Below are 22,775 nucleotides of genomic sequence, written 5' to 3' on the forward strand. Positions count from 1 at the left end.
GTAGATGCAATATGGCCTTTTGCCTCTACTTAGCAACCACAATGGTTACAAGATGTGGCCGTCAGGAATTCTAAGTGAGCCCAAATCACGGAGCGTGGGCACTGAATAGCCTCATTCTACGAAGCATTCGGTAACAAGAGGATCACCAAAAGCTTCGGTAAGTAGACCTCGCATCAAAACCGAAGCTTGCCCTTGAAGAAAGTGCTCTCGACTGCTGATGTTGAACCGCTCAGGATTGATGTGAACGACAGTCGCCCCATGACCCAGAGCACGTAGCGGAAGCTCAGCAGCTGGATAAACGATTCCGGACGTACCAATCGAGATGAAGACATCACACTTCTCTGCGGCAGCCAGCCCTGAACTCCAAGCATCCTCAGGCAGCATCTCACCGAACCAAACAACCCCAGGCCGGACGTACCCACCGCAGGCACTACATTGTGGCGGCTCAATCCGACTTCCATCTTCGGGCAGTGCATCAGAAGTAAGGGGCAACGTGTACGCCTGCCCACAATCGATGCACCGAGGAGAGTGCAGGCTTCCATGCAGATGAATCACATCTTGGCTGCCCGCACGCTCATGAAGGTCATCAACATTTTGTGTGACCAAAGTCAGCTTGGGCACGCGCTTGGCAAACTCCGCAATGGCTCGATGGGCCTCATTAGGTTGCGCCCGGACAACCTTTTGTCTGCGCCACTCGTACCATCCCCAGCAGAGCGCAGGGTCGCCTCTGTACGCATCACTGGTGGCAAGCTTGGCAGGGTCGAAGTGCTCCCAAAGACCCGTCAAAGCATCTCTGAAGGTAGGAATACCGCTCTCCGCTGAGGCGCCAGCACCAGTAAATACGACTACGTGCTTAGCCTCCCTCAATTGCTGAGCCAGCGTACTGCTTGTCATGAGCACTCCTTGGGCGTGGGTTTCATTTTTGGTACCGTCACTCTGGGTGATGGATGGGTAGCTGGTGATTGTCAGTCCAAAACCAAGAAATTCTAAAAATTTAGATAGGTAATTCTTGCAGAGGATGATTGGCCGATTGCCGTGCCATCTCCACTCCCTGCTCAGCCAAGATGATTTCGATGAATTGCCATTTGATCCTCGGGAAGATCAGCTCGGGGTTCTACATTGGAATGAGATCAATAAACAGCTCGGTAAAGGAAAAGAAATTCAGAAATTCGAAGCCTTAATGAGCTCAATTTTTGAGCAATTGAGGGGGCTAAGGAAATGTCGCGAGAATAATCAAGGCCGAGCTAGCGAGCCTAAAACTTGTTGATAAGCCTCCATCAAGCATACCGTTCGTCGGGAGTTTTCCGCACGCCTCGCAACCCCAAAATGTCAACATTGACACGAAAACCTGCAGTTTTTGTCAGGGGCAAAATAGTGCTGAGAGCCCGGATTTCACTGGGCTTTATTGATGCCAGATTAAAATGTCAACGCGGGGCTTTATCGGATAATAATATCAATGGCGACCGCAACAACTTCAGTTTTGGTTGGTTGCCGGTGCAAAGCGGGCAGTACGGCTCTTGCCTGACCCAGGTGGACTTCAAGGCCAAGAAGGTCATGCCGCGCCCTTCCATTCGGGGAATGATCGCACGCACGTATTTCTACATGAGCAAGCAGTACGGCTTGCGCCTGTCAAAACAGGATCGCCAGCTGTACGAAGCCTGGAACAAGACCTACCCGGTGCAGGCCTGGGAGAGGCAACGCAACCAGACCGTGGCGTGTGTGATGGGGCGCGGCAATGAGTTTGTCGGCCCGGTGAACCTGAAAGCCTGCGGTTGAATGTGGGCGGGGCGCCCGCCCACTCTGCCCTTACTGGGCGGCGTTGTGCTCAATGATTTCTGACACAGTGTCGGTTTTCTTGGCGCGAGCCATTTTCTCGTTAAGCAGGGTCTGCTTGGCCTCGGCTTCCGCCTTGGTTGCGAACGGCCCCAGCAGGACTTCGTCCTTGCCATCCACTTTCACGATATAAAAATTGAAACCATGCTCCAGCAGCCAGGCCGTAAGGTCGGTGATCGCCTGCAACTTGTGGTCCGGCGGGCCTACTCGCAGGTCCCATTCCTGGGCGGCAATCGCGCCGGTCTGTGGCTGGCTTTCGGTCGCTGCTGGCTTAGGCTTGGGCGCATCAACGCTTTTGCCTTCACCACAACCGGCCAATGCCAACACCGCAATTGCCATCGCTACTTTACGCACTACCCTGCTCCTTTGAAGAGAAAGAGGCGACTTTATCATTCACTGTCTATTCTGGCCGTCATAAACGTTGGCTTAAACAATGCGAATCATGTATCGCAGACCTGTATGATGCCGCCATGGGAATTAATGTCGCCTCTATGCGTCCTAAAAGAGGCAGTCACAGGGAAGCGCTTAGCAGTAAGCTACACACATCCGACACCTGCCCTGTCTGAAACATGTGTCCTTAAAAGTAATCAAGGAGAAGTCCATGCTTATACTCACCCGCAAAGTTGGTGAAAGCATAAACATCGGTGATGACATCACGATCACCATCCTGGGCGTAAGCGGCCAGCAAGTACGAATCGGCATCAACGCACCTAAGGATGTTGCCGTGCATCGCGAGGAGATCTACCAGCGCATCCAGGCCGGCCTGACTGCTCCGGACAAAAACCAGACACCTTGAAGCGCCCTCAGTAGCCAGCCTTTTCGTTCACTGTAACGGCTGGCGAAAACTCTTTCGGACTGCTCTGATCGTTGTTGCGTGACTGACGCCGCCCATGTGTTCATCTTCATGGAAAGATGAAACTGTCATCACGCCTGGAACTTGTTGTTTCATTCACGGCCGAATCTCCTGACTGACACTCAGCCATCCGTGTGCATTCAGGAGCACGTCGATGAGGCCTACAACCGCACCACCTTTTGCCTACAAGGCCTGGGTGATCGCCCTATTGATAGGGTTGATCTTCGTGGGGCTGGCCTATGGCTTGAGATACGTAATTGAAGGTGCCAATTCCGCCGATGACCACTCCTGGCTGGACCTGGCGCTGTTGCTCAGTGGCTACCTGTTCCTGTTCTGCCTCAAACCCATCCAGAAAGCCGTGCAGCGTAGGCTGTGCCGGCAAGCCACACGCTGATGTCGCGCTGTTCGTTATCTGATCGCCGGTATTGGCAGCACCACAATACAATCGATGTGCAGGTGCGCATGATCACAGCGCATCAGCATCACACTGTTGCACGCTGCACGTGCAACAAACCGTCCGTGTCGCGCTGTGCCTTTAACTGTTCATACCCATCAATCGTAGGATGCTCGGTAAGCATGACCGTGTGATGCGTTGACGTCACGACCATCACATCCATCCCTGCCGCCTCTCCTGCACGAATGCCGACCGTCGCATCTTCAAACACCAGGCAATCCTCTACCGGTACTCCCAGGCGTTGCGCCCCCAGCACGTAGCAGGCGGGGTTTGGCTTGCCGACGGCAACATCTTCGGCCGTGACCATCACCGCTGGCGGTGCGATGCCCGCCGCTTGCAGGCGACGCAACGCAAGCTCCCTGGGTGCAGAGGTGACCAGCGCCCATTGATCGCCCGGCAGGCTACTCAGGAACGTGACGGCCCCGGGGATCGCGACAACGCCCTCTACATCATTGATTTCTGCCTCAGTGATCCACTGCGCTTCGACCTCAGGATCGATGCCAGGCAATGCCTGGCGCGTGATGGTGTCGATTGCACGGGCACCGTGGATGGTCTTCAAGAACGCTGGCACATCCAAACCATGGCGCTGCGCCCAGATGCTCCACACGCGCTCCGCGGCAGCAATGGAGTTGAGCAACGTCCCATCCATATCAAACAGAAAGGCACGGTAACGGCGGTTGAACACGGCTGAACCTCGGTTGGACACTGCGTGGCTTCCTCTTGGGTGGTAACAAATGACAGGCCCGATGCAATCTACGGATCACCTCGCCTCTTGTAAACGCTAGCAGCCTGGATTGCATTACAGGTTTGTAATCAAGCTGTAAGTCTTGCCAGCACCCTCACTTCATACAGTGGAGTCGTCAGTCACCCACATCGGATGACGCCACTTCCTACTGATGAAAAGGGTCCACCTATGAAACCTGTAAGCAAACTCTGCCTGGTCGCCGCCAGCCTGTTGATGCTGGGCACCGGCACTGCCATGGCCGGCACCGTCGCGCCGGTCAAAGCCAATAACGTGGTGCTGGTACATGGCTCCTGGGCTGACGGGTCGAGTTGGTCCGAGGTGATTACCCGCCTCCAGGCCGCCGGGCTGCACGTCACTGCCGTGCAGAACCCGCTGACCTCGGTGGCCGACGATGTCGCCGCCACCAACCGCGTACTGGATCAACAAGACGGCCCTACCGTGTTGGTCGGCCATTCCTACGCCGGCACCGTGGTCAGCGACGCCGGAGCCAACCCGAAAGTCAGTTCGCTGGTCTACGTGGCCGCCCGGGCTCCAGATGCCAACGAAGACTTCGTCGCGCTCTCAGCCAAGTATCCGACCATGCCGGTGCGCGCCGGCGTCGAAGATCACGACGGCTACCTCACCCTGAGCCAGGACGCCTTCCTCAAGTATTTCGCCGCTGACGTGCCGCACGCCAAGGCCATGGAGCTGTACGCCGTGCAGCAACCCATCACAAAGGCCCTGTTCAACGGCCGCACTGTCAATGCGGCCTGGCATACCAAGCCGTCTTGGTACGCGGTGTCGGCAAATGACCAGACCATCAACCCAGACCTTGAGCGCTTTCTCGCCAAGCGCATGAATGCCACCACTGTCGAGCTGCCATCGAGCCACTTGTCACTGGTGTCCCACGCCAAGGAAATCACCGACCTGATCCTCGAAGCCTCGGGCCGCCAGCCTTAAGCCTTGCATTACAAACTTGTCATCATCCTGTTGGTTGGCTGTTCGGGGCCCCTGGTTACTGTGAAGTCACTGCCATGACCTGGCCGCCAACCCTTTATAAGAGAGATACCGCCATGAAACTGTTTATCCTCGGCTTTGCCGCTTTGCTCGCTACCGGTTCCGTGCTTGCAGGCGAACCCGTCATCCACGACAAAACCGGCTTTTTCGTCCATCTGGACGTCGCCAAAGTATTGTCGAGCACTGACACCTATGGCCAATGCGGCATCGTCCCCGCACGCCTCAACTACCTCGACAGCCAAGGCCGAGAACACGTGTTGGACTATCAGGTGCAGGGCATCGGTTGCGCCAGTGACAATTGATCGGGCTACACTTGCGCCACGCATTAAGACAAGGCATTTTCCATGAACATCCTCGTAGTCGAAGACGAACCCAAGGCCGGTAATTACCTGCTCAATGGCCTGCAGGAACTGGGCTACTCCGTGAGCCTCGCCCGTGATGGCGTGGACGGTTTGCATCAGGCCCTGGAAACGCCGTTCGACGTGATCGTGCTGGATGTGATGATGCCGAAAATGGACGGCTGGGAAGTGCTGCGCCGCCTGCGCAAGGAAGCCGACACACCGGTACTTTTTCTGACGGCCCGCGATGACATTGCTGACCGCATCAAGGGCCTGGAACTGGGCGCCGATGATTACCTGATCAAGCCGTTTTCCTTCGCCGAACTGGTAGCACGCTTGCGCACCCTGACCCGCCGTGGCCCGAGCCGGGACGAGGAACAACTACAAATCGCCGACCTGCAGATCGACGTGCTGAAGCGTCGCGTTACCCGCGCCGGCACGCGCATTACCCTGACCAATAAAGAGTTCGCCCTGCTGCACTTGTTCGCAACTCACCAGGATCAGGTGCTGTCTCGTTCGATGATCGCATCGCGGGTGTGGGACATGAATTTTGACAGCGACACCAATGTGGTAGACGTCGCCGTGCGGCGCCTGCGCTTGAAAATCGACGACCCGTTCCAGCTCAAGCTGATCCACAGCGTGCGCGGCATCGGCTACCGCTTCGATACCCAACCATGAACAAACGTCGCCACTATTCCCTGACGTTGCGCCTGGCGCTGATCTTCGCCCTGCTTGCCTTCGCCTTGCTTGCTACCCTGGGTGTGGCGCTGTACCGCGAGCTGGAGCGAGAGTTGATCAAGCGGGACGATGCGGCCTTGATTTCCCGCGTCGACCAACTGCGCAACTTGCTCAATGACAGCAACACGGTCGACCTGATCAAAACCAAGCCGGAGTTGTTCCAGAACATGCTGGGCAACCGTGAATCGGTACTGAGCATCGCCGCGCCTGGGCAAACACCCTTGCTGACGGTCAATCCCGGTAACATCGACCTGCCTTCCGTTCCCCCGGTGCCCAAGAACCACGAGCTGACGTTTGCTGATGTGCATCACTTCCCCAGCATTAAAGGTGTGCCGTTCGCAACCGTCGCCGCGTCCATCGACTCCGGCGACCTGGGTAGCCTGCAAGTCACCACGGGGCGCCTGATGACCGAGCGCACCGCCATGCTGGCCAGCTATCGCTTGAGCGTTTACATCCTGGCGAGCATCGCCGCAATTATTCTGGCGGTGGCCGGTTATCTGCTGGTGCATCGTGGACTTGTACCGTTACGTCGCCTGGCCCGGCACGCCCAAGGCATAGGCGTCGGCAATCTCGCCGAACGCCTCGACAGCCACGGCGCACCAAAAGAACTGCTACCGATGATTGATTCGTTCAACACCATGCTGGAGCGGCTGGCCAAGGGTTTTGTCCAGCTTGGCCAGGTGTCCACCGACATGGCCCACGAACTGCGCACGCCCATCAACAACCTGCTGGGCGAAACCCAGGTCGCCCTGCAACAACACCGCAGCATCGAGAGCTACCAGCAGTTGCTGGCCTCCAATGTCGAAGAGCTTGAAAGACTGGCACGCATGCTCGACAACATGCTGTTCCTGGCCCGCACCGATCCGGCCAGCGCCCTGCGCCAGCGCCAGGAACTCAATGCTGCAGATGAAGTGGAGCGCATCGCCGAGTACTTCGAAGGCTTGGCAGCGGATAGGGATATCAGCATTCGCGCTGAAGGTGACGGGGTGATCTGGGCGGAGCCGATGCTACTGCGCAGGGCCCTGGCGAACCTGTGTGCCAACGCCATCAAATATGGGGCGCCGAGCACTGAGCTGGTGATACAGGCTAACCCCAATAACGACGGCATTCATCTGAGTGTCAGCAACCACGGCGAGACCATCGCTGCCGAGCATCTGCCGCGACTGTTCGAACGTTTTTACCGGGTGGATGAATCACGAGAACGGTCAGCGCAATCCAATGGGTTGGGCTTGTCGATTGTGGCGACCATCATGCAGTTGCATAACGGGCAATACAGCGTGAGCAGTGAGGCAGGGGTGACGTGTTTTGATTTGTTCTTTCCGAAGCGGGAAGACTGAGCAGCCGCCCCCCGGTGTTATTTTGCAAAGGTTTGTCCCTTACCGCTGGACGAAAGCCACACTACTCTTGCTCCCCACGGGCTCAAGGTAGAGCCGGCAACGGTAAAAACAAGGGAGATTCGGGAATGGAACTACGATTAGGTTTACTGGAAAAGGGGCTGGCTGAAATGAACGAGAAGCTGATCACCGTTTCGAGCAAGGCAGACGCCATGGATAAGCACTTCGCTTCCAAGGCAGACCTGGCAACCACTGAACTCAATCTTATCAAGTGGTATGTGGCGACCGCATTTGCAATGACAGGCCTGGCCTGCGCCATTACCTTCGGGCTCACCCGATTGTTTGCAATGTGAGACTCGTGGGGCAGGTCAGCTGACCTGCCCACCCACTTCCGCTACATCCACAGGTGTTTGCCACGCCGTCAGTAAAGCTGCCTGCAATCCCGTGACCATTTTACCCAGCTCCATTGAAGGCCGCTGCGATCCCGTCACCTGCTCCGGCAGAAAAGGTACATGAATGAAACCACTGCGCACTTGCGACCCGGCGAGAGCATGCTGCAATAGATAAAACACCTGGTTACACACAAAGGTCCCCGCCGTCTGCGAAACGGAGGCCGCGACTCCCGCTTCACGCACGGCCTTGACCATTGCCTTGATCGGCAGCGTCGTGAAGTAGGCAGCTGGGCCATCAACGATGACCGCCGTATCGACAGGCTGCTCGCCCAGGTTATCGGGGATACGCGCATCGTTGACATTGATTGCCACCCGCTCGATGGAGATATCGCTACGACCCGGCCCCAGCCCTGTAGCGATCACCATCGCCGGGTGCAATTCGTCGACAAGCCGGGTCAGGCACTCACCCGCAGTGGCAAATGCGCAAGGCAATTGACGGGCAACAATCTGCACACCGGCCTCCAGTTGCACGCCGTCCAGTTGGCGCACGGCCTCCCAGGAAGGGTTCACCATGTCTTGATCAAAGGGCTCAAAACCCATCAGCAATACGATTTGCATCTATGCCTCACATCAACAAATACAGCAGCACAATATTGACCACCAACATCATCAACGCCGTGGGCAGTTGCGCCTTGATCACCGCGTTCTTGTCCGGCAGCTCCAGCAACGCAGCAGGCACGATATTGAAGTTGGCGGCCATCGGCGTCATCAATGTGCCGCAGTAGCCGGAGAACATGCCAATCGCCGCCATCACCGCTGGATTCCCGCCGTAGATACCCACCAGCACCGGCACGCCGACACCGCCCGTCATCACTGGGAATGCCGCAAAACCATTACCCATGATCACCGTAAACAAAGCCATGCCCAATACATAGACCATCACTGCCACCAACTTGAAATCGAGGTTGATGTAGGTGGTGGTGACATGCGCAACAGCCGTACCGACCCCGGCCTCATTAAACAGCAAGCCGAGCATCGCCAGCATTTGCGGAAGAACCATCGCCCAGCCAAGGGCTTCAGTGAGACGGCGGGATTCGCGCAAGGCTTGCACCGGCGTATCACGGGTGAGCCAGCAGGCCAGGCCAAGTGCGATCAAGCAGCCGATACCGAGGGAAACGAAGGTGGTGTTTTTCGGATCCAGCAGTGGCACGCCGCCAATCTCGGTGTGCTTGAGCAGCACCGAGCCAATGACCGTGGTCAGTGGGATGGCGAGCGCAGGAATGAACAGCTTGTGGCCCAGGCGACCGGCACTGGCGCGAGAGGCCTTGTCATGCAGCTCGACATGCTTGCCACGGCCGACTCCGCCCATGCCGGCAATCAATGCCATCACCACGACGCCAGCGCCGATGGCCACCGACGGCAGGCGTTCGCCGATCAGGAACGGAATAGCGAACAACAGCCAGAACAACGCACTGGACCAACGCTTGGGATGGCTCCGGTCCATCAGAATCATGCCCGCAGTGATCAGCAGCAGAACCCCCGCGAGCCAGTACAGGTATTGAATGGAAATGATCATTGCGCGGCCTCCACTGGCGTAGCAGTAGGCGCCATCTCACGAGTGAGCCTTCGATCAAACCGATGCAGGCGGATCGCATGAATGATGAAGGCACAGATCGCCGTAGGAATGCCCCACACCGCAATATGCAGCGGCTCCACATCTATCCCCGAGCCGAGCAGGAAGGTGTGCATCAACGCGATCGCGCCAAAGGCGACGAAAATATCTTCACCAAAAAACAAGCCGACGTTATCCGTCGCGGCGCACATGGCCAACACCTTGTGACGTAATTTGTCCGGCAGCTTGCCGTAGCGTTTTTCCGCCGCGCCTTCGGCCATCGGTGCGAGCAGCGGACGCACCATCTGTGGGTGCCCACCCAGGCTGGTCAACCCCATGGCGGCGGTGGATTCGCGTACAAACAGATAGATGATCAACAACCGCCCGACCGTGGCGCGCTCGAACCGTGCAATCCAGTTTTGCGCATGCAGGCGCAGCCCATGACGCTCCAGCAGGCCGATAACGGCAAGGGGCAACAACAGAATTAATTGCAAGGCACGGGTTTGAAGGAAGCCATCGCCCATGGTGGCGAGGATTTTTTCCAGCGGAAAGTGGGCTGCAAGCCCGGTGGCGATAGCGGCGGCGGTGACCACCAACAGTGGGTTGAAGCGCAAGGCAAAGCCAACCACGATCACAAGTACGCCGATCAACGGCCATAAGTTCACAACAGTTTGCATGGCGTGAGGTCCTTAAGTGCGCGCTGCGGCGCCATTACAGCAGGATGTGAACAAAGGGTTCACAGCAAGAAGTGGCGTGCAGTCGGCTCGGTTTTTTATTGTTGACCCGAAAGGTCGAGCGTCAGTGGCGGCAACTTTGCTGCCTGGGGGAGGGAGGTGTCCAACAAGAAAAATTGTTGCTGCGAACCAATAAATTTTGTGGGCACTTAGGCGCGGTACACGTAACAAGATGTGGACAGACCCGAAGGGATTCGCGCATCTTAGCGCCGCCCGTTTCTCAGGGCTTTGCAGCCCTCCCGTTAACGTTGTGGATATGGAAATTCAATGAAAACCCCAAAAATCCTGATCGCTATCTCCTGCGCCGTTGCGCTGTCCATGCTGGGTGGTTGCGCCGCCAAGGTGAAAAGTAATGGCAGCGCCACCCTGGCGATCCCGGACGCCGCCAAACACAACTTGGTGGTGAGCATCAAAGGCGAAGGCCAGGTTGAGCAAAACCCGGACTGGAACCTGCTCAAGCGCGACTGGAATAACGCGCTCCAGGTAGAAGCCCGCCAGGCCGGCTTCAATGTCACCGAAAGCTCCGCAGTGGCTCCAAGCGGCAAAGACGGTGTCGGCATCAACATCAAGGTGAGCAAGTTCCGTTACATTGAGCCGGGCTCGCGCTACGTCGCGGGTGCGCTGGTAGGGAACGCCTGGGTATTTTCCCGTGCCGACTACTCTGATCTGAAATCTGGCACGCCAATTGGCTCGCGCACCTATGACACCTCGTCGTCCGCCTGGGAAGGCATTGCCTCGGCCATGACACAGAAGCAGGTGCAGGCGATTGCCAAGCAGATGATCAGCGATATCAAGAACGCCAAGGCCAAGTAAATCGCTACCGTGAGTGAATTTCTGGAATTTATCTGGAGGCTCATCAGCGCGCTGTTCAACCTGCTTGACCTCGCGAGCGATTACACACCACCACGGCGAAAACGCGTGTTCTCATTCGGGTTCGTGATGTTTTTGCTGTTGGTGGCGCTGGTTGAACTGGTGTTGTTGCAGATGTTTCTTGGCGAGACCGGCTGAGGCGGGGCTTCACAAATCGCAGACAACAAAAAAGGGCCCACCTTTCGGTGAGCCCTTCTAGACCGCCCAGCAGAGCGGATTTTGTTTGGTAGGCGCGATTGGACTCGAACCAACGACCCCCACCATGTCAAGGTCTGCTTGAGCAAGCTGCAAGCCTTGCTGCTCTTGGTTTCCACAGAACGCCCATTCACATCATGAGGCGTCAAAATGGCCAACATCCGCTCCCTTCCCTCTGGTAACTGGAACGCCCAGGTACGGATCAAAGGTAAAGCCCCACAATCGAAAACCTTCAGCACCAAAGCTGATGCAGAGTCATGGGCGAACCAACTCGAAGCCGTAACGATGGACCGCAAGCATCACACCATTTACACGCTGGGCATGACCTACTGCGAAACCATGCTCAAGGGCAAAGGTAGCTACGATCATGCGTTGAAGATTGTGGAACATCTGGGCAAGCACTTCACCCAGCCTATTCACGAAATCACGCCGCAGATGATCAATGACTTCAAGATTATGCGATTGAAGAAGGTGAAGCCATCTACGTGCAGGACGCAGCTTGCATTCATGTCACGGTTCTTTCGATTCGCCAAACGTGGCCTGCTGATTAACATCCACAACCCTGTGAGTGATATCGCTCTACCCAAACCGGATCGCTCCTCCGACAAGGTGATTCATAAAAGTGAGCTTGACCGACTACTGGCGAAGATGTCCCCGACAATGCAGCTCATCGTTGAACTGGCCTATGAGACGGCCATGCGGCGATCTGAAATCCTGAAGCTGACGAAAGACTGTCTGCACCTCAGTGATCGTATAGCCGATGTGATCGACGGGAAGAACGGCACTCGTTCAGTCCCCCTAACCCACCGTGCTGTTGAAATTCTCCAACTTGCCCAACTTTGGGCCACTGTGGAGCGCCATCCAAATGGCATGATCTTCACCGTCACGCCACACGCCGTATCTCAGGCTGTGCGCCTAGCACGCGTAAAGGCTGGACTCGATAGCAGCGTCAGACTGCACCAACTGAGGCACACCCGAATTACCAACGTCGCGAAGAAAGGATTCAACAACGCCCAGATCATGATCGTCTCAGGACACAGAGATACTCGATCCGTAGCGCGTTACTCCCACCTGAACGTCAGGGATGTGCTGCACCTGATCGACTGATTGACCAAACGAGAGGAGCCGTTCGCCACACTTCTAACCGGGAGGCTTGGCGAACGGAAATTTAAGGCACGATTCATGCCAACTATTGACAAAATGACATTTCAGTGATATAATAAGATACAGAAGATAAGAAAAATCCTCCTCTGCCCCCCCCATTTCTCCTCTACTTCCCCAAGGGAGTCACTGGCCCGGTCTCCATGCCGTCCGAACGTTAGCAGTCGTCGAGCCACAACTGTTAGACAAGCTGGTTACTTGTCGCATCGCAGCCCCTCGATCTAGGAATGGGGCAACTAATTCAGCACCAACTGAAACCAAGCATCGGCTACAACTACGGCGGGGCGCCTTCAAGCTAACCCCGCCTTTTTTGTACCCGCGATTTATTCCCACACGTTACCACCTCAACTTTAAGGAAAGCCGAATATGGCCCACGTTACACGCACGTGCAAAAACCCTGCATGCAAGAAAGAGTACCAAAGTAGAACGAGCCGTTCTTTGTACTGTTCCCCCAAGTGCAACACCGAGTACCACCGTCGCAACAAGAACAAGACAGTCATCATTGGATTATTGTCTGTTGAGTTTCGCGATGTCGAAGATAAGACGCTGGAAGAGCTTACTGCGATTGTAGAGGGCTGCCTTACAGGCGACATGAGAAAAATCATTCATACACCCCCAACCCCCACAGGAGACACAACGCATGACATTATTTAAAGCTGTAGACGCAACCGAACTTCAAGCCCGAAAGGCAGCAGCAGAGGAACAATTCCGAGGCCGCAAGAGCGGGATTGACCACTTCGCCGGTAATGATCCCGTAACAGGGCGCCCAGTAGGTGGATATGTCGAGGGTGGCATTGAAGCCGTTCTCGTCAAGTATGCCGAAGACCTCATTCCGGTTTACATTGAATACACTGCAAAGGGCTATACACTTACATCAGTCGGTGTTGTCTCGATCAATTCCAGCACCTGGGAGGTCTACCTGAACCGTCCAGAAGATCAGATCAAGCCGCTACTGGATGCTATCTTGCAGAAAGTTGAAGATGACTACCAGGCCGAGGTGAAAGCCCATAACGAAGCCCTATTGGCAAAAGAAGTTGCCGCACAGATTGCCATCGAACAACGCCGTACTGAGCGGGAAGTAGCCGAGGCTGATCGAGTAAGGTATGCACGTATTGAAGCGGAAGTTAAGGCTGCACTTTCGGCGCCTGCTAAGGAAGCCAAACCAAGCACAAGGGAGAAGAAATGACGAAAGCTGTTGTACCGGAACAACTGGCGGCACGTATCGCCAAACTCGCAAAACCCGCTCCACGCCGCATCATCTTTAGAATCAAATCAGATAGTGCCATTGATATCCAGCACGTCCTTGGTAACTTCAAAACCACAGTAAGACGCATCTATGGTGAACAAGCTTACAGATTGGCTTGGTTCAACTGTTCGGATGGGTCGCATGTCATTGCAATCGCTGGCAGTCGTCCTGTGATCGCTCATGTGCCTCTGTTCTTGTTGGGCAATAATCGCTTGAAACTATTCAATATGAGTGAGGTGCTTTACGAGGGTATCGGCTCTTCTGTGTTTAGCTCCACCCTGGATAACTTGCTTGAGGATTACTCTCCTACATTGGTTCGACACTCCTTTGGGGGTAGCCAATGAGCCTTCAAGAAACGATTGCAGTTCTAACGGGCAAACTCGTCTTTGAAATTGACAGTGGTCCACTTCGCCGCTTTACCGATATGCTTGCCAGTTCACAGAAGCAAATGGCAATGATGGCGAAACAAGCAGATGCCTTTTCAGTCAAGTTGAACAGAGCATTTGGTGTTAAGCAGAATAGCGCACAGCGCACCAAGCTCGATGCTGATCTTAGACGTAGTTTGGATAAAGAACTCTCTGCTGAGTTGAAGCTGTCTCGCCTCAAGCGTTCAAATGTTGCTACTCAACTCGCTTCACAGAAGTTAGTTGCAACTGGTAAGCGAGAAGAAGTCTTTCTCCAAGGCGCAGCTTTAAAGCAGCAGGTTACTAGCGCTGTCTTGGCAGCTAAACAGTATCGCTCTCAGCAGGAGGCGCTTAAAGTTGATCTTGGTAAGCAGAAACTACAAGCGGGACTTGAGCAATCTAAACTTCGTGAAGCTCGCCTAGCTGATCTCTTGCAACGCCGTCAGGAGCGAACTTTACAACTCCAGCAACAACAATCCTTGCAGCAGAACAAGTTTCAACGTGCCGAACTAGCTCTAGTTGCTGCTAGAGAGCGCGGGGCGCGACTCGCTGAGCGTCACAACTTCTCGAAAGCGGCTTCGTCCTTGCGTGAGAGTCGCGCTGCCGCTAGAGCTGAACAAGTTGCAGGTAGATACACGATGGCGACGGAGCGTCATGAGGCTTGGAAGGCTCGTCAGGTTGAGCCGCAAAGCATGGGACTAGGCAGTCTCACCATCGGGCTAGGGACTGCTGGAGCCGCTCTGTACGGCCTTGTAGGTGCCGTCAGTTACTTGGGCGAACGTATCAAAGCACGTCAAGAGGGCGTTGTTGAAACTCAGAGCTTTGATAACTTGTTCAAGGGCATTTCTAAGAATCAGGAGATTGGTAAAAGCTACCGAGAGGCCTTCATTAAGGCACAGAACGATAACGGGTCGGCTATAGATATCGATACTGGAAAAGACTTCCGTACTCTGGCGATGAACATGGCGGCTGCTGGGAAAACGCAAAAGCAAATTCTCGATACTTGGAACACCCGCCAACAAGCTTTCACCGTGGCCGGTAACTCACGGCAAGACAACCAAGAACTCAACAAACAGATGGGTCAGATGGCCGCTGACGGAACAGGGGCGGCGAGCGACGCCAACATTATCAACAACCGTATGCCGATGTTGGTTCCGTACGTAGTGCGCGAGTTCATGAAAGAACACGGCATCAAGGATTATGCCAAGGGGTTGGCTCAATACAACAAAGACCTGAAAGGTGGCAAAGGCGTAAAGTCTGTTTGGTATGAAGAGGGTATGCGTAACCTAGTAGCTGATAACGCGGAAGCTCTTGAGCGTAACCGTAACAGCGTAGCAAGCCAGCAACAGCGTGCAGACAACCAGGTCTACCTCAATACAAACCAGATTAACGCAAGCGACGAACTCTCTAGAACTATCTCAGAAAGGATTCAAGCTGAGCGTGATTTAAATATGGCAATGGTTCCACTCCAGAATACTATTGCAACGCTTGAAGTGGGCCTGATCAAGTTGAACACTGTAATCCTTAGGCTTTTATCTGGGCGAGATGCTAACGGCGCTGAGAAGTCCCAAGCTCAACAACTTCAAGATCGAATGTCTACGAATGACATGGCAGTCGATACAAGCATGGTGGGTGTTGGCGACTACAGCAAGATCGATGGTGGCACCCAACATCAAGGCGGCTGGATTGGTGAGTTGTACAACAAGTTGTTTAATGTGAAGGACTACCGTGCAAATACTCCTGAGAGTCGAGATACTTGGAAAGATGTCGGCTTTGATCAGGAACATGCACCTTGGTCTATAACGCCACCCGCGCTAGATCTATCGAGGTTGAACACAAAGGGATTGCCGGACTTCAATAAACATCTTGAACAGTTGCTTAGTCAATCTGACCCAAGTAATGCGGTCGCCAGACTCGCCGCCGGAGCTGCTGCTACTGCAAGTCGTGCAGCGCCGGGATCACGTGGTGAAATGTCATCGGATGAACCACCTGTGAGGGGTGGAACAGTCGTGAACAATACGACTAACTCAACCGCTACTGCTCCTACTACAGTAACGAACAACATTAACGTCAATGTGCGAACAGACGCTGATGCTAATGAGATTGCAAAGGTAGTCACCGACAAGATCTTTGGCGAGTATCTCCCAAAGGAAAACAAGTAAGCCTGCTGACAACAGGCTTCACCCTCTCATATATCCAGAAAGATCAAGGAGGGCATGTGCCCGAACTAAAACCAATCAAGCAACTACTGGCAGCAACGATAATTGTAGCCCTGTTGAATCTCGGTATTACGGCGTACGGAATCACTCGCAACGAGAAGATGTACGCCCAGACGGCGGAACAAGTGACGAAATACGCCATCCATCGGGAGAGCATATTATCCACCCAGCTACGTGAATATATTGAGCATCAGGCAACTAGCCAAAGAAACAACTGGTACGACTGGCAACAGGAAGACCTTGCCCGCTCAAGGAAGTTTGCAGAGCTTGAAGTTGCACGCCAACTACACGGGCATACACGCCAATCATTCGGAGACCAACAATGAACCAAGTTTACCGTGATCCAAGTCTAGCGTTACATGCTGCTTATCAACTCTCGCAAAGGCTTCGCAAGCCCGTGTGGCGTCATCAGGGCGTCGATAGTCGTGGTGCCCCGGTATGGGTGGTAAGTCTTGAAGGTGACGCTGCAATCGCACTACAGGGGCTGCTAGCCTAGCCCCATACAGCAACTTGTATAGCTCGATACAACTTGACAAAACAGGGTCATCTGGCGTATATTCGCCAACTTCCCAGCAAACCAACACCGAACGTTTCCGACATGCCCTAGTGCAGCGTCAGGCGTCGGTTTTGTGCTGCCTGGAGATTGGTCGGCCACTTGTCAGTAGCTCACATAGGGCACGGTGCCCCCTGTACATAGGGCATTTTGCCCCCTGTGACAGAGGGCGTGCTGCCCCCTTAGTAAGATAGATCTATAACAAGAAAGAAAATAATAAGACTGATGCAGTCCCTGCACCCTTCGGGATTCTTGCAAGGTAAAGCAGAAGAGCTTTCTGATTGCTCAATCTTATGAATTGATCGTGCAAGGATCTTAGGTCAGCGGCTCTAGCACCCTAGTCAAGTTAGATAGAGTCCACATGGGGCATCCTGCCCTCTGTGAAGTTTCACCGTGCAAGGAGAAAATGAAATGAACATTCAATTCCGGCAACACAGTCGTGAATGGCTCAAGGCTTGTAATGGCAATGGTGGTCCAAGTGCAGCAGCTCGCGTTGCTCACATGATCGAAATGATAGCCCTCTTCAGAACTGGGTCTATGGAAGAATCCAAGTTCCTAGAACATATCAAGAATCTTTAAGAGTAAACATACGAGGAATACGATGACCGAAACATTTTGCAAGCTTACACACGAAATCATGAAGGCAACACACTGGACCAGCAGAACAACCGGCGAACAATTCAAGCTTACCGGCGATCAGAAAATAATGTGGGTATGGATGGAGAGTCGTTACCGGTTCTTCCAGTCAATCGGCAAGGATTGGTTTGATAACCAAGAGGACATTGCGCTGGCAACTGGATGTAATCCTAGCACAGTCAAACGCTTTATCACCAAGCTCACTCAACATGGCTACATCGAAGTGCAACGGCAGAAAGGTAGAGGTTTCATTAGCTCTAACAACTACAAGATTCTAGCTCCACTTCAAGTATGTGCCGGCAAGGCGTCTACAAGCTCCTCTAGAGTAATTGGCGAGATTGCTTTGCCTGATGTGGCGGATAGCTATAGCAATCCTGTGATCGCCTCTCAGGAGCTTGCAGGCGATATGAGTCCTGTTCTTGAAGATGTACCACTTGAGGCATACATAGACACACCGTCCCAAGCTCCTGTAGTCGTGCATAAGCACCTACAATTGTTCGTGGATACATTGGATGAAGTGGTAAATGTTACCGTCCCTGTAATCGGACAGGACAGGAAAATCGAATACGTATGTGACGACCCTCTGCCCTGGTAATGGCGGCAGAGGGTTGAAAGCAGCAATGTCGTTAATGCAGTGCATTCACGCCCTACAATGGTGGTCGAGATACTCTCTCGCTAGCTTCAACTTGTCCTGCTAGATTTCTGTCAGTGATCCTGCGGACTGCTTCAGCGGTAATGAATAACGCTCTCATTGCCAATGACATGAGTTGCAATCTGGTGAGACCGTGGTCTGAATACCGACTGTTTACGTAATTCGGAAAGCCCTTGCTCGCTTCAAGTAAGCGTTCATCGTTGCTGTTTGAGTAATATTTCACTAGGCTCTCTGCGAGCTCAACTAGGTTGTGATTGTGTTTCCTCACTTCTTTTTCATCTACCCCAAGGCGTAGTAGTGCACCTTTCATAGCCAGTTCGGCAGCCAAGCAACAAGTCTGGATTGCAGAGTCTGTGTCTGTAGCCTGAAAAAGCGTGCGTGCGGTTGATGAAATAGCTGACTTCGCATTGTTCAGGTGCTGAACTGCTGCGCTATCTTCAAATCGTAAGTCATCAACCCCATATGCCAAATCCCAAAGGTCACAGGCGCTGTAAAGTGCCTTCCAACCTAGTTCTGGGTAGTGCTTGAAGATGTTCTCAAGCTCAGCTTTGGTGATTTCAATTATATCCAGAGGTGTGACGCCGAAGGTTCCAAATCCGACATTCACCCTGGCAGGGTACATCGTGTCACGGATTGCAACCCCTGCATCTACAAGGCCGGGTATTGAAAAATCCCCGCTGGGGTATAGGGCTCGGTAGTCCTCCATGAGCGGGGTCCAGATACGCTCATCTAGAAAGTTACCTTCTATGTTGTTGCTCTTCATCCATTCCGCCACGACATGGAAAGGGCGCTGATGCAGGCTTAAGCCCTCGCCCATCAACTGGTCATCCAATCGCCTTAGGAACTCCTTGTCTATCCTTTCCATTTTCACTCTCCTTGATCTGTAGGGTGGCATGCGTGCCAAGACACGATCATTCGTCATCACGGCATTGCCCTAAGCCTAACCTCCCTGCCATGCTAATGGCGAACTGATTCCACATCCTGTGGACAGTCTCCTTAAAGGGAATTTCGAATGTTGTACGTGATGCTGTCTCTCGACCTTTCAGGCGCTGAAAACCAGCGGTATGCTTTCAATCAACAGCTAGAGGTCGAGGGCTTTCAGAAACTTACGAATGTGGACACGGTTTGGACAACCTCGATCGAGGGTTATGACGATAAGGAAGGCCTAGTCGCGCGGGGATTCAAAAAGTTCTTCAAAGATACAGCTGTCAAATTTGAAATCCCGAAACTTACCTACGTGGTACAGATTGGTAACAGTGAGGCTCTTGGTGTGTTGATCGAGCTGAGGTATGGCGCCTATGAAATTGAAGACTTCGACCCGACTCAGCCAGCTACGTAATCTACTGCTTCCCATGGCCGAGACTCAAAACCTCGGCCATATCCTCAATTATCCCAGGCTAAACCCACCCAATTCCCGTGGTCGCTGAGGTCATCCCTTCCAGACATAAGTCTTGTGGCACGTCTGTAGCTCAGTGTTTCCGTGGCTTGTAGGGGGGGCTTGGTTTAGTAGGTTGTGGTGGTTGTACTCGATTGAGGTTTTCGCAACAAAACGCTCGAAATGGGCCTGAATCGCTAGTTTTCAGCAAGATGGCAACACCCGGCCCTAGGGCGGAATGTTAGATACTGCACCAACCTCAATCAGAAGGAATAACCATGGATCTTAAGGACTTCATTGCCACTAGCCTCAGCCAAATTGCAGAGGGGATTTTGGTTGCAAGTGAAACGCTAGCTGATACGGATGCAGTTGTTAATCCAACTCACCTTGCGACTCACTCTCGCGACTCCCAAGGCTTCGGCCGAACTCTCCTTGATCAGTCGGAACGGGGACGCCTTGTCGAGCGCGTGAACTTTGACGTGGCCGTCACTACGGAAGACTCCACGGCAGGAAAGGCGGGTTTAAAGGTGGGCGCAGCTTCTTTCGGCCTTAATGCGGGCGGAGATATGAGCAGCAAAGCTGGACAAGCCTCAAGGATTCAATTCGGAATACCGATGGTGTTCCCGTCTAAGCGTGCCAGCACGTCAGGAAAGTAGTTCGGGCAATATTTTGGTTGTATGTGTTCATCTGGGTACACCCTGTTGACCACTGGTCGGATGAATACAGTTTCGTGGGCTCCAGCGTTGTTTTCACCGGGCATGAGGGCCAGAATGGCATGATCTAGACCCAGATGAACACAGGAACAAGGAAATGGCAGATGTTGGCTACAAGCGCGTTTCAACGGTAGACCAGACTACCGCTCGCCAACTGGATGGCATGACCTTCGCCCAGGTGTTTGAAGACAAGGTGTCAGGTTCCACAACTGAGCGTCCCGCCCTACAGGAAATGCTTCGCTACGTTCGTGAGGGTGACACGATTCATGTCCACTCGATTGACAGGCTTGCCCGTAGCTTGGTTGATTTGCTTGGTCTGGTGAGCGACCTCAAAGCCCGAGGCGTCAACGTCCATTTCCACAAAGAGAACTTGCTGTTCACCAACGAGCAGAACGCTAACCAAGACTTGATGTTGAGCATGATGGGCGCCGTCGCTCAGTTCGAACGCTCAATGATCAAAGAACGCCAACGTGAAGGCATTGCCGGGGCCAAGGCGAGAGGCGTCTACAAAGGTGGAGTGAAGACCACCAACGCCGATGCAATCCGTACACACGTCGCCAACGGGGCCTCCTACCGTGATACGGCCAAGGCACTTGGCGTCAGCCTTTCCACTGTGCAGCGGGCAATGAAGGAATGACATCCTGTTGACTGCACCCAATGCCCGCCAGGAGCGGGCTCAGCGGCACCCAGCCCAACACTTATTTTGGAATCAAGAACGGTTTGTATTTGACCTGTTGCGGGTTGTTAAGCCGTTCTGCTGGATATCTGACTCCACCAACTTACTTTTTGGATGAAGAATTCGAACGCCTTTCGAGCTGCCTTCTTTTTTGGCGGCGGGGCAAAAGCCCGTCCACAGATAGATAGAACATCAAGCTCGTGCTACAAACAAAACACACAAGGATTTGAGAGAGAGGTCGTCATGGGTGACTTTGCGAAATCGCTATCTGAACGAAGCAAACACACCAAGATCACAACCGGTCATTGCCTGATCTGCGGCACATATGGAACTCTCTCCCAGGATCATGTCCCTCCACAAGGGAGCATCACGGTAACTGCGGTGGAACAGGTCCACCTCACCGAAGCTTTCGACCTTCAACTCCCAAAAGTAAAAGGCGTACGATCTCCGAATGGCAGCAAATTCCGCACAATCTGCCGAAACTGCAATATGACGGCACTGGGTCAGAATGACGGAGAAATCGCCGAAGCCTGCAAGTCTTTCACCCGCAAAATCAACCATTTCTTCAAGTATGCGAACAGCCCCGTTTCGAGCGTTCACACGCCGGTAAACGCCCTGAAGTACGCACGCGCCATGGTTGGTCACGTCCTATCTGCCACGTCGGTACAGGAATGTGTTAAACCCGGCCAATCCACACCCTACTTCGATCCACTGAAGAAGTTTGTGCTAGGCGATGATCACGCCATGAGCGATACACACGACATCTTCTACTGGTTCTTTCCACACAAGTATCATCAAAGCATCAAGCTCTTCAGCGTGAAAAACGGGCAGAACATATGCTGCATGAGCCTCCTTTCCTTCTTTCCACTGGCGTTCCTTGTCACAGAGAAAGAAAAGGGAATATATCCGGTAGGAGCGGTGAAGCTGGAGCTAACTGACAAGTCGCTGTTTTTGGATCTTTCAGGCCGAAATGTTCAATTCTCCAGTTTCCCTGCGGTCGAGTTGCAAGGGGATCAGATGGTCGCACTGACTGCCCAGATGTCTATTGTTAGCTATCCAATCAGGTAGAGATGCTGGGCATGACACCTTGTCCCTAGAATCCACCCACCCAGTCATCACATTGCCACATACCAAGGAACTTACATGAGTATTCCACAGGATATTTTGAATACGGTTGGGGACAATCCGATTGAGGGCGCAATCGCTATCTGCCGCTTCGCTCTCGATTATTCTAAAGAGTCATCTGACTGGACAGAGGAGATTCATGGCGCTCTTCTAGAAGCCACTGCCGCGATAATGAGCCTACAGGAGCACAACCTTATCGCTAACAGCAACCCAAACCCCGACGTGGAGGGGCATATGGGTTATGTGTGCAACAACATGGCCCGATTCCTTCGTGACAGCTTGGCTGATTTTGTCGGGCAGTCCTCCGCCAAGAAGCTAGAGGCACTAAAGAAGAGCTTCGGCATCTCGCTCGCCAATGGTTTTGCGTATGAGTTCACCGACGGCGACCTGAACAGAATCCAGGAAATCATCAACGAGCTGCGAGACTTACTGAAAAAAGACTCCGCGCTAGATGACGGCCATAAGAGACGCCTGTTGAAGCGCCTGGAAGAACTGCAAAAAGAACTGAACAAGAAAGTCTCCAACCTCAGCCATTTCTACACCCTAATGGGAGATTTTGGCGTCGCTATTGGAAAGCTGGGCAAAGATGCCAAGCCATTCACAGATCGCATTGGTGAGCTGCTTGGCTTCGCCTGGAAGGCCCAAGCTCGCGCGGAACAACTACCGAGCAGCGCTGAGAATCCGATGCTGGATCATGACGTCAAAACTCCACGCCTGGATTGATACTCTTATTTCCTTGCCCTGTAGACCACCAAGCTTTTGCTGATTTGGTGGCTTTACAGGCCGCCACTACCCGCTGACATCACGTGATACGCTCGCTCGACACAACGATTACCAACCCGGCCCATCTCCAAATCCTTTCAAAGCTAGAGCGCAAACCGGTGTTCACATTGCCCAGTGTGAACGAACCAGATATTTTGT

At 53.6% G+C, this 22,775-nt stretch carries 28 protein-coding genes and 1 pseudogene; 22 read left to right on the top strand and 7 right to left on the bottom strand.

The genetic code is table 11. The features are described from left to right. Positions 1 to 111: 111 nt before the first annotated feature. On the bottom strand, positions 112 to 894 hold the full coding sequence (locus ACP7EW_RS03300) for an SIR2 family NAD-dependent protein deacylase (protein ID WP_426215277.1): 783 nt from the start codon (positions 892 to 894) through the stop codon (positions 112 to 114). Positions 895 to 1,440: 546 nt separating this feature from the next. Between ACP7EW_RS03300 and ACP7EW_RS03305 the strand changes: the two are divergent. Continuing rightward, positions 1,441 to 1,776, top strand: a pseudogene (locus tag ACP7EW_RS03305) (endonuclease); the annotation flags it as partial. A gap of 30 nt (positions 1,777 to 1,806) precedes the next feature. Here the strand turns inward: ACP7EW_RS03305 and ACP7EW_RS03310 are convergent. After that, entirely contained in the window at positions 1,807 to 2,172 is a 366-nt protein-coding gene (locus ACP7EW_RS03310) for an SPOR domain-containing protein (protein ID WP_426216376.1), read from the bottom strand. A 262-nt stretch (positions 2,173 to 2,434) separates the two neighbouring features. Here ACP7EW_RS03310 and csrA point away from each other — a divergent pair, with 262 nt between their 5' ends. Both csrA and ACP7EW_RS03320 read left to right on the top strand, forming a co-directional pair. Beyond that, positions 2,435 to 2,629 carry a carbon storage regulator CsrA gene (csrA, locus tag ACP7EW_RS03315; RefSeq protein ID WP_003192511.1) on the top strand — a complete coding sequence of 65 codons (195 nt, stop codon included), beginning with the start codon at positions 2,435 to 2,437 and terminating at the stop codon, positions 2,627 to 2,629. Positions 2,630 to 2,840: 211 nt separating this feature from the next. After that, positions 2,841 to 3,080: a hypothetical protein gene (locus ACP7EW_RS03320; RefSeq protein ID WP_033901731.1), complete on the top strand. Its 240-nt coding sequence runs from the start codon at positions 2,841 to 2,843 to the stop codon at positions 3,078 to 3,080. 88 nt (positions 3,081 to 3,168) lie between these two features. On the opposite strand, the gene ACP7EW_RS03325 is transcribed toward ACP7EW_RS03320, so the two are convergent. Continuing rightward, entirely contained in the window at positions 3,169 to 3,846 is a 678-nt protein-coding gene (locus ACP7EW_RS03325; protein ID WP_426215280.1) for an HAD family hydrolase, read from the bottom strand. A gap of 207 nt (positions 3,847 to 4,053) precedes the next feature. Between ACP7EW_RS03325 and ACP7EW_RS03330 the strand changes: the two genes are divergently transcribed. From ACP7EW_RS03330 to ACP7EW_RS03350, 5 genes are all read left to right on the top strand, one after another. Next, complete coding sequence (locus ACP7EW_RS03330; RefSeq protein WP_426215282.1) at positions 4,054 to 4,824, top strand: alpha/beta fold hydrolase; 771 nt, start codon at positions 4,054 to 4,056, stop codon at positions 4,822 to 4,824. Between the two features lie 113 nt (positions 4,825 to 4,937). Then, complete coding sequence (locus tag ACP7EW_RS03335; RefSeq protein WP_426215284.1) at positions 4,938 to 5,183, top strand: DUF2790 domain-containing protein; 246 nt, start codon at positions 4,938 to 4,940, stop codon at positions 5,181 to 5,183. Positions 5,184 to 5,225: 42 nt separating this feature from the next. Then, positions 5,226 to 5,897, top strand: a complete 672-nt coding sequence (locus ACP7EW_RS03340) for a heavy metal response regulator transcription factor (RefSeq protein ID WP_033901736.1) — start codon at positions 5,226 to 5,228, stop codon at positions 5,895 to 5,897. Then, on the top strand, positions 5,894 to 7,294 hold the full coding sequence (locus ACP7EW_RS03345) for a heavy metal sensor histidine kinase (RefSeq protein ID WP_426215286.1): 1,401 nt from the start codon (positions 5,894 to 5,896) through the stop codon (positions 7,292 to 7,294). Before ACP7EW_RS03340 ends, ACP7EW_RS03345 begins: the two co-directional genes overlap by 4 nt. A 125-nt stretch (positions 7,295 to 7,419) precedes the next feature. Beyond that, entirely contained in the window at positions 7,420 to 7,644 is a 225-nt protein-coding gene (locus ACP7EW_RS03350) for a hypothetical protein (RefSeq protein ID WP_033901738.1), read from the top strand. 15 nt (positions 7,645 to 7,659) lie between these two features. Here ACP7EW_RS03350 and pcp read toward each other — a convergent pair whose 3' ends face one another. Genes pcp through ACP7EW_RS03365 form a run of 3 tightly spaced genes read right to left on the bottom strand, consistent with a single transcriptional unit; the run spans position 7,660 to position 9,972 of the window. Next, entirely contained in the window at positions 7,660 to 8,301 is a 642-nt protein-coding gene (pcp, locus tag ACP7EW_RS03355; RefSeq protein ID WP_426215288.1) for a pyroglutamyl-peptidase I, read from the bottom strand. Between the two features lie 7 nt (positions 8,302 to 8,308). Then, positions 8,309 to 9,259 (bottom strand): DUF979 domain-containing protein, encoded by a 951-nt coding sequence (locus ACP7EW_RS03360; protein ID WP_033901740.1) that lies wholly within the window; start codon positions 9,257 to 9,259, stop codon positions 8,309 to 8,311. After that, complete coding sequence (locus ACP7EW_RS03365; protein ID WP_426215290.1) at positions 9,256 to 9,972, bottom strand: DUF969 domain-containing protein; 717 nt, start codon at positions 9,970 to 9,972, stop codon at positions 9,256 to 9,258. Before ACP7EW_RS03365 ends, ACP7EW_RS03360 begins: the two co-directional genes overlap by 4 nt. 324 nt (positions 9,973 to 10,296) lie before the next feature. On the opposite strand from ACP7EW_RS03365, the gene ACP7EW_RS03370 reads away from it, so the two are divergent. From ACP7EW_RS03370 to ACP7EW_RS03410, 9 genes are all read left to right on the top strand, one after another. Beyond that, positions 10,297 to 10,842: a hypothetical protein gene (locus tag ACP7EW_RS03370; RefSeq protein ID WP_426215292.1), complete on the top strand. Its 546-nt coding sequence runs from the start codon at positions 10,297 to 10,299 to the stop codon at positions 10,840 to 10,842. 9 nt (positions 10,843 to 10,851) lie between these two features. Next, positions 10,852 to 11,037: a hypothetical protein gene (locus tag ACP7EW_RS03375; RefSeq protein WP_426215294.1), complete on the top strand. Its 186-nt coding sequence runs from the start codon at positions 10,852 to 10,854 to the stop codon at positions 11,035 to 11,037. 207 nt (positions 11,038 to 11,244) lie between these two features. After that, a complete protein-coding gene (locus ACP7EW_RS03380; RefSeq protein ID WP_426215296.1) occupies positions 11,245 to 12,201 on the top strand; it encodes a tyrosine-type recombinase/integrase in 957 nt (318 codons plus the stop codon). A gap of 694 nt (positions 12,202 to 12,895) precedes the next feature. After that, positions 12,896 to 13,441 (top strand): hypothetical protein, encoded by a 546-nt coding sequence (locus tag ACP7EW_RS03385; RefSeq protein WP_426215298.1) that lies wholly within the window; start codon positions 12,896 to 12,898, stop codon positions 13,439 to 13,441. Then, entirely contained in the window at positions 13,438 to 13,845 is a 408-nt protein-coding gene (locus tag ACP7EW_RS03390; protein ID WP_426215300.1) for a hypothetical protein, read from the top strand. The genes ACP7EW_RS03385 and ACP7EW_RS03390 overlap by 4 nt, the downstream gene beginning before the upstream one ends. Further along, a complete protein-coding gene (locus ACP7EW_RS03395; RefSeq protein ID WP_426215302.1) occupies positions 13,842 to 16,067 on the top strand; it encodes a hypothetical protein in 2,226 nt (741 codons plus the stop codon). Before ACP7EW_RS03390 ends, ACP7EW_RS03395 begins: the two co-directional genes overlap by 4 nt. A 56-nt stretch (positions 16,068 to 16,123) precedes the next feature. Next, on the top strand, positions 16,124 to 16,450 hold the full coding sequence (locus ACP7EW_RS03400; RefSeq protein ID WP_426215304.1) for a hypothetical protein: 327 nt from the start codon (positions 16,124 to 16,126) through the stop codon (positions 16,448 to 16,450). Positions 16,451 to 17,088: 638 nt separating this feature from the next. After that, positions 17,089 to 17,256 carry a hypothetical protein gene (locus ACP7EW_RS03405; RefSeq protein ID WP_426215306.1) on the top strand — a complete coding sequence of 56 codons (168 nt, stop codon included), beginning with the start codon at positions 17,089 to 17,091 and terminating at the stop codon, positions 17,254 to 17,256. A 22-nt stretch (positions 17,257 to 17,278) separates the two neighbouring features. Continuing rightward, positions 17,279 to 17,908, top strand: coding sequence for a DUF6945 domain-containing protein (locus tag ACP7EW_RS03410; protein ID WP_426215308.1), 630 nt, complete (start codon positions 17,279 to 17,281; stop codon positions 17,906 to 17,908). Positions 17,909 to 17,960: 52 nt separating this feature from the next. Here ACP7EW_RS03410 and ACP7EW_RS03415 read toward each other — a convergent pair whose 3' ends face one another. After that, complete coding sequence (locus ACP7EW_RS03415; protein WP_426215310.1) at positions 17,961 to 18,830, bottom strand: HEPN domain-containing protein; 870 nt, start codon at positions 18,828 to 18,830, stop codon at positions 17,961 to 17,963. A gap of 147 nt (positions 18,831 to 18,977) precedes the next feature. Between ACP7EW_RS03415 and ACP7EW_RS03420 the strand changes: the two genes are divergently transcribed. The 5 genes from ACP7EW_RS03420 (at position 18,978) to ACP7EW_RS03440 (ending at position 22,577) form a co-directional block, all read left to right on the top strand. After that, positions 18,978 to 19,304 (top strand): hypothetical protein, encoded by a 327-nt coding sequence (locus ACP7EW_RS03420; protein ID WP_426215312.1) that lies wholly within the window; start codon positions 18,978 to 18,980, stop codon positions 19,302 to 19,304. Between the two features lie 314 nt (positions 19,305 to 19,618). After that, positions 19,619 to 19,996: a hypothetical protein gene (locus tag ACP7EW_RS03425; RefSeq protein WP_426215314.1), complete on the top strand. Its 378-nt coding sequence runs from the start codon at positions 19,619 to 19,621 to the stop codon at positions 19,994 to 19,996. Between the two features lie 154 nt (positions 19,997 to 20,150). Next, complete coding sequence (locus tag ACP7EW_RS03430; protein WP_426215316.1) at positions 20,151 to 20,690, top strand: recombinase family protein; 540 nt, start codon at positions 20,151 to 20,153, stop codon at positions 20,688 to 20,690. Between the two features lie 282 nt (positions 20,691 to 20,972). Continuing rightward, positions 20,973 to 21,797 carry a metal-binding protein gene (locus ACP7EW_RS03435; RefSeq protein ID WP_426215318.1) on the top strand — a complete coding sequence of 275 codons (825 nt, stop codon included), beginning with the start codon at positions 20,973 to 20,975 and terminating at the stop codon, positions 21,795 to 21,797. 75 nt (positions 21,798 to 21,872) lie between these two features. Further along, the gene (locus ACP7EW_RS03440; protein WP_426215320.1) at positions 21,873 to 22,577 is read left to right on the top strand and encodes a hypothetical protein; all 705 of its coding nucleotides are present in this window, start codon (positions 21,873 to 21,875) and stop codon (positions 22,575 to 22,577) included. Positions 22,578 to 22,775 lie beyond the last annotated feature (198 nt).

Source organism: Pseudomonas sp. DWRC2-2 (genome assembly GCF_049897885.1).
Taxonomy (GTDB): domain Bacteria; phylum Pseudomonadota; class Gammaproteobacteria; order Pseudomonadales; family Pseudomonadaceae; genus Aquipseudomonas; species Aquipseudomonas azotoformans_A.

What these genes read in the sequence shown, in the direction of transcription:
- ACP7EW_RS03420 (WP_426215312.1), top strand. Translation starts at nt 18,978, where the DNA reads ATGTTGTACGTGATGCTGTCTCTCGACCTTTCAGGCGCTGAAAACCAG.
- ACP7EW_RS03365 (WP_426215290.1), bottom strand. Translation starts at nt 9,972, where the DNA reads ATGCAAACTGTTGTGAACTTATGGCCGTTGATCGGCGTACTTGTGATC.
- pcp (WP_426215288.1), bottom strand. Translation starts at nt 8,301, where the DNA reads ATGCAAATCGTATTGCTGATGGGTTTTGAGCCCTTTGATCAAGACATG.
- ACP7EW_RS03410 (WP_426215308.1), top strand. Translation starts at nt 17,279, where the DNA reads ATGACCGAAACATTTTGCAAGCTTACACACGAAATCATGAAGGCAACA.
- ACP7EW_RS03350 (WP_033901738.1), top strand. Translation starts at nt 7,420, where the DNA reads ATGGAACTACGATTAGGTTTACTGGAAAAGGGGCTGGCTGAAATGAAC.
- ACP7EW_RS03370 (WP_426215292.1), top strand. Translation starts at nt 10,297, where the DNA reads ATGAAAACCCCAAAAATCCTGATCGCTATCTCCTGCGCCGTTGCGCTG.
- ACP7EW_RS03340 (WP_033901736.1), top strand. Translation starts at nt 5,226, where the DNA reads ATGAACATCCTCGTAGTCGAAGACGAACCCAAGGCCGGTAATTACCTG.
- ACP7EW_RS03405 (WP_426215306.1), top strand. Translation starts at nt 17,089, where the DNA reads ATGAACATTCAATTCCGGCAACACAGTCGTGAATGGCTCAAGGCTTGT.
- ACP7EW_RS03385 (WP_426215298.1), top strand. Translation starts at nt 12,896, where the DNA reads ATGACATTATTTAAAGCTGTAGACGCAACCGAACTTCAAGCCCGAAAG.
- ACP7EW_RS03440 (WP_426215320.1), top strand. Translation starts at nt 21,873, where the DNA reads ATGAGTATTCCACAGGATATTTTGAATACGGTTGGGGACAATCCGATT.
- ACP7EW_RS03425 (WP_426215314.1), top strand. Translation starts at nt 19,619, where the DNA reads ATGGATCTTAAGGACTTCATTGCCACTAGCCTCAGCCAAATTGCAGAG.
- ACP7EW_RS03435 (WP_426215318.1), top strand. Translation starts at nt 20,973, where the DNA reads ATGGGTGACTTTGCGAAATCGCTATCTGAACGAAGCAAACACACCAAG.
- ACP7EW_RS03390 (WP_426215300.1), top strand. Translation starts at nt 13,438, where the DNA reads ATGACGAAAGCTGTTGTACCGGAACAACTGGCGGCACGTATCGCCAAA.
- ACP7EW_RS03415 (WP_426215310.1), bottom strand. Translation starts at nt 18,830, where the DNA reads ATGGAAAGGATAGACAAGGAGTTCCTAAGGCGATTGGATGACCAGTTG.
- ACP7EW_RS03345 (WP_426215286.1), top strand. Translation starts at nt 5,894, where the DNA reads ATGAACAAACGTCGCCACTATTCCCTGACGTTGCGCCTGGCGCTGATC.
- ACP7EW_RS03300 (WP_426215277.1), bottom strand. Translation starts at nt 894, where the DNA reads ATGACAAGCAGTACGCTGGCTCAGCAATTGAGGGAGGCTAAGCACGTA.
- ACP7EW_RS03310 (WP_426216376.1), bottom strand. Translation starts at nt 2,172, where the DNA reads ATGGCAATTGCGGTGTTGGCATTGGCCGGTTGTGGTGAAGGCAAAAGC.
- csrA (WP_003192511.1), top strand. Translation starts at nt 2,435, where the DNA reads ATGCTTATACTCACCCGCAAAGTTGGTGAAAGCATAAACATCGGTGAT.
- ACP7EW_RS03360 (WP_033901740.1), bottom strand. Translation starts at nt 9,259, where the DNA reads ATGATCATTTCCATTCAATACCTGTACTGGCTCGCGGGGGTTCTGCTG.
- ACP7EW_RS03320 (WP_033901731.1), top strand. Translation starts at nt 2,841, where the DNA reads ATGAGGCCTACAACCGCACCACCTTTTGCCTACAAGGCCTGGGTGATC.
- ACP7EW_RS03335 (WP_426215284.1), top strand. Translation starts at nt 4,938, where the DNA reads ATGAAACTGTTTATCCTCGGCTTTGCCGCTTTGCTCGCTACCGGTTCC.
- ACP7EW_RS03380 (WP_426215296.1), top strand. Translation starts at nt 11,245, where the DNA reads ATGGCCAACATCCGCTCCCTTCCCTCTGGTAACTGGAACGCCCAGGTA.
- ACP7EW_RS03330 (WP_426215282.1), top strand. Translation starts at nt 4,054, where the DNA reads ATGAAACCTGTAAGCAAACTCTGCCTGGTCGCCGCCAGCCTGTTGATG.
- ACP7EW_RS03395 (WP_426215302.1), top strand. Translation starts at nt 13,842, where the DNA reads ATGAGCCTTCAAGAAACGATTGCAGTTCTAACGGGCAAACTCGTCTTT.
- ACP7EW_RS03430 (WP_426215316.1), top strand. Translation starts at nt 20,151, where the DNA reads ATGGCAGATGTTGGCTACAAGCGCGTTTCAACGGTAGACCAGACTACC.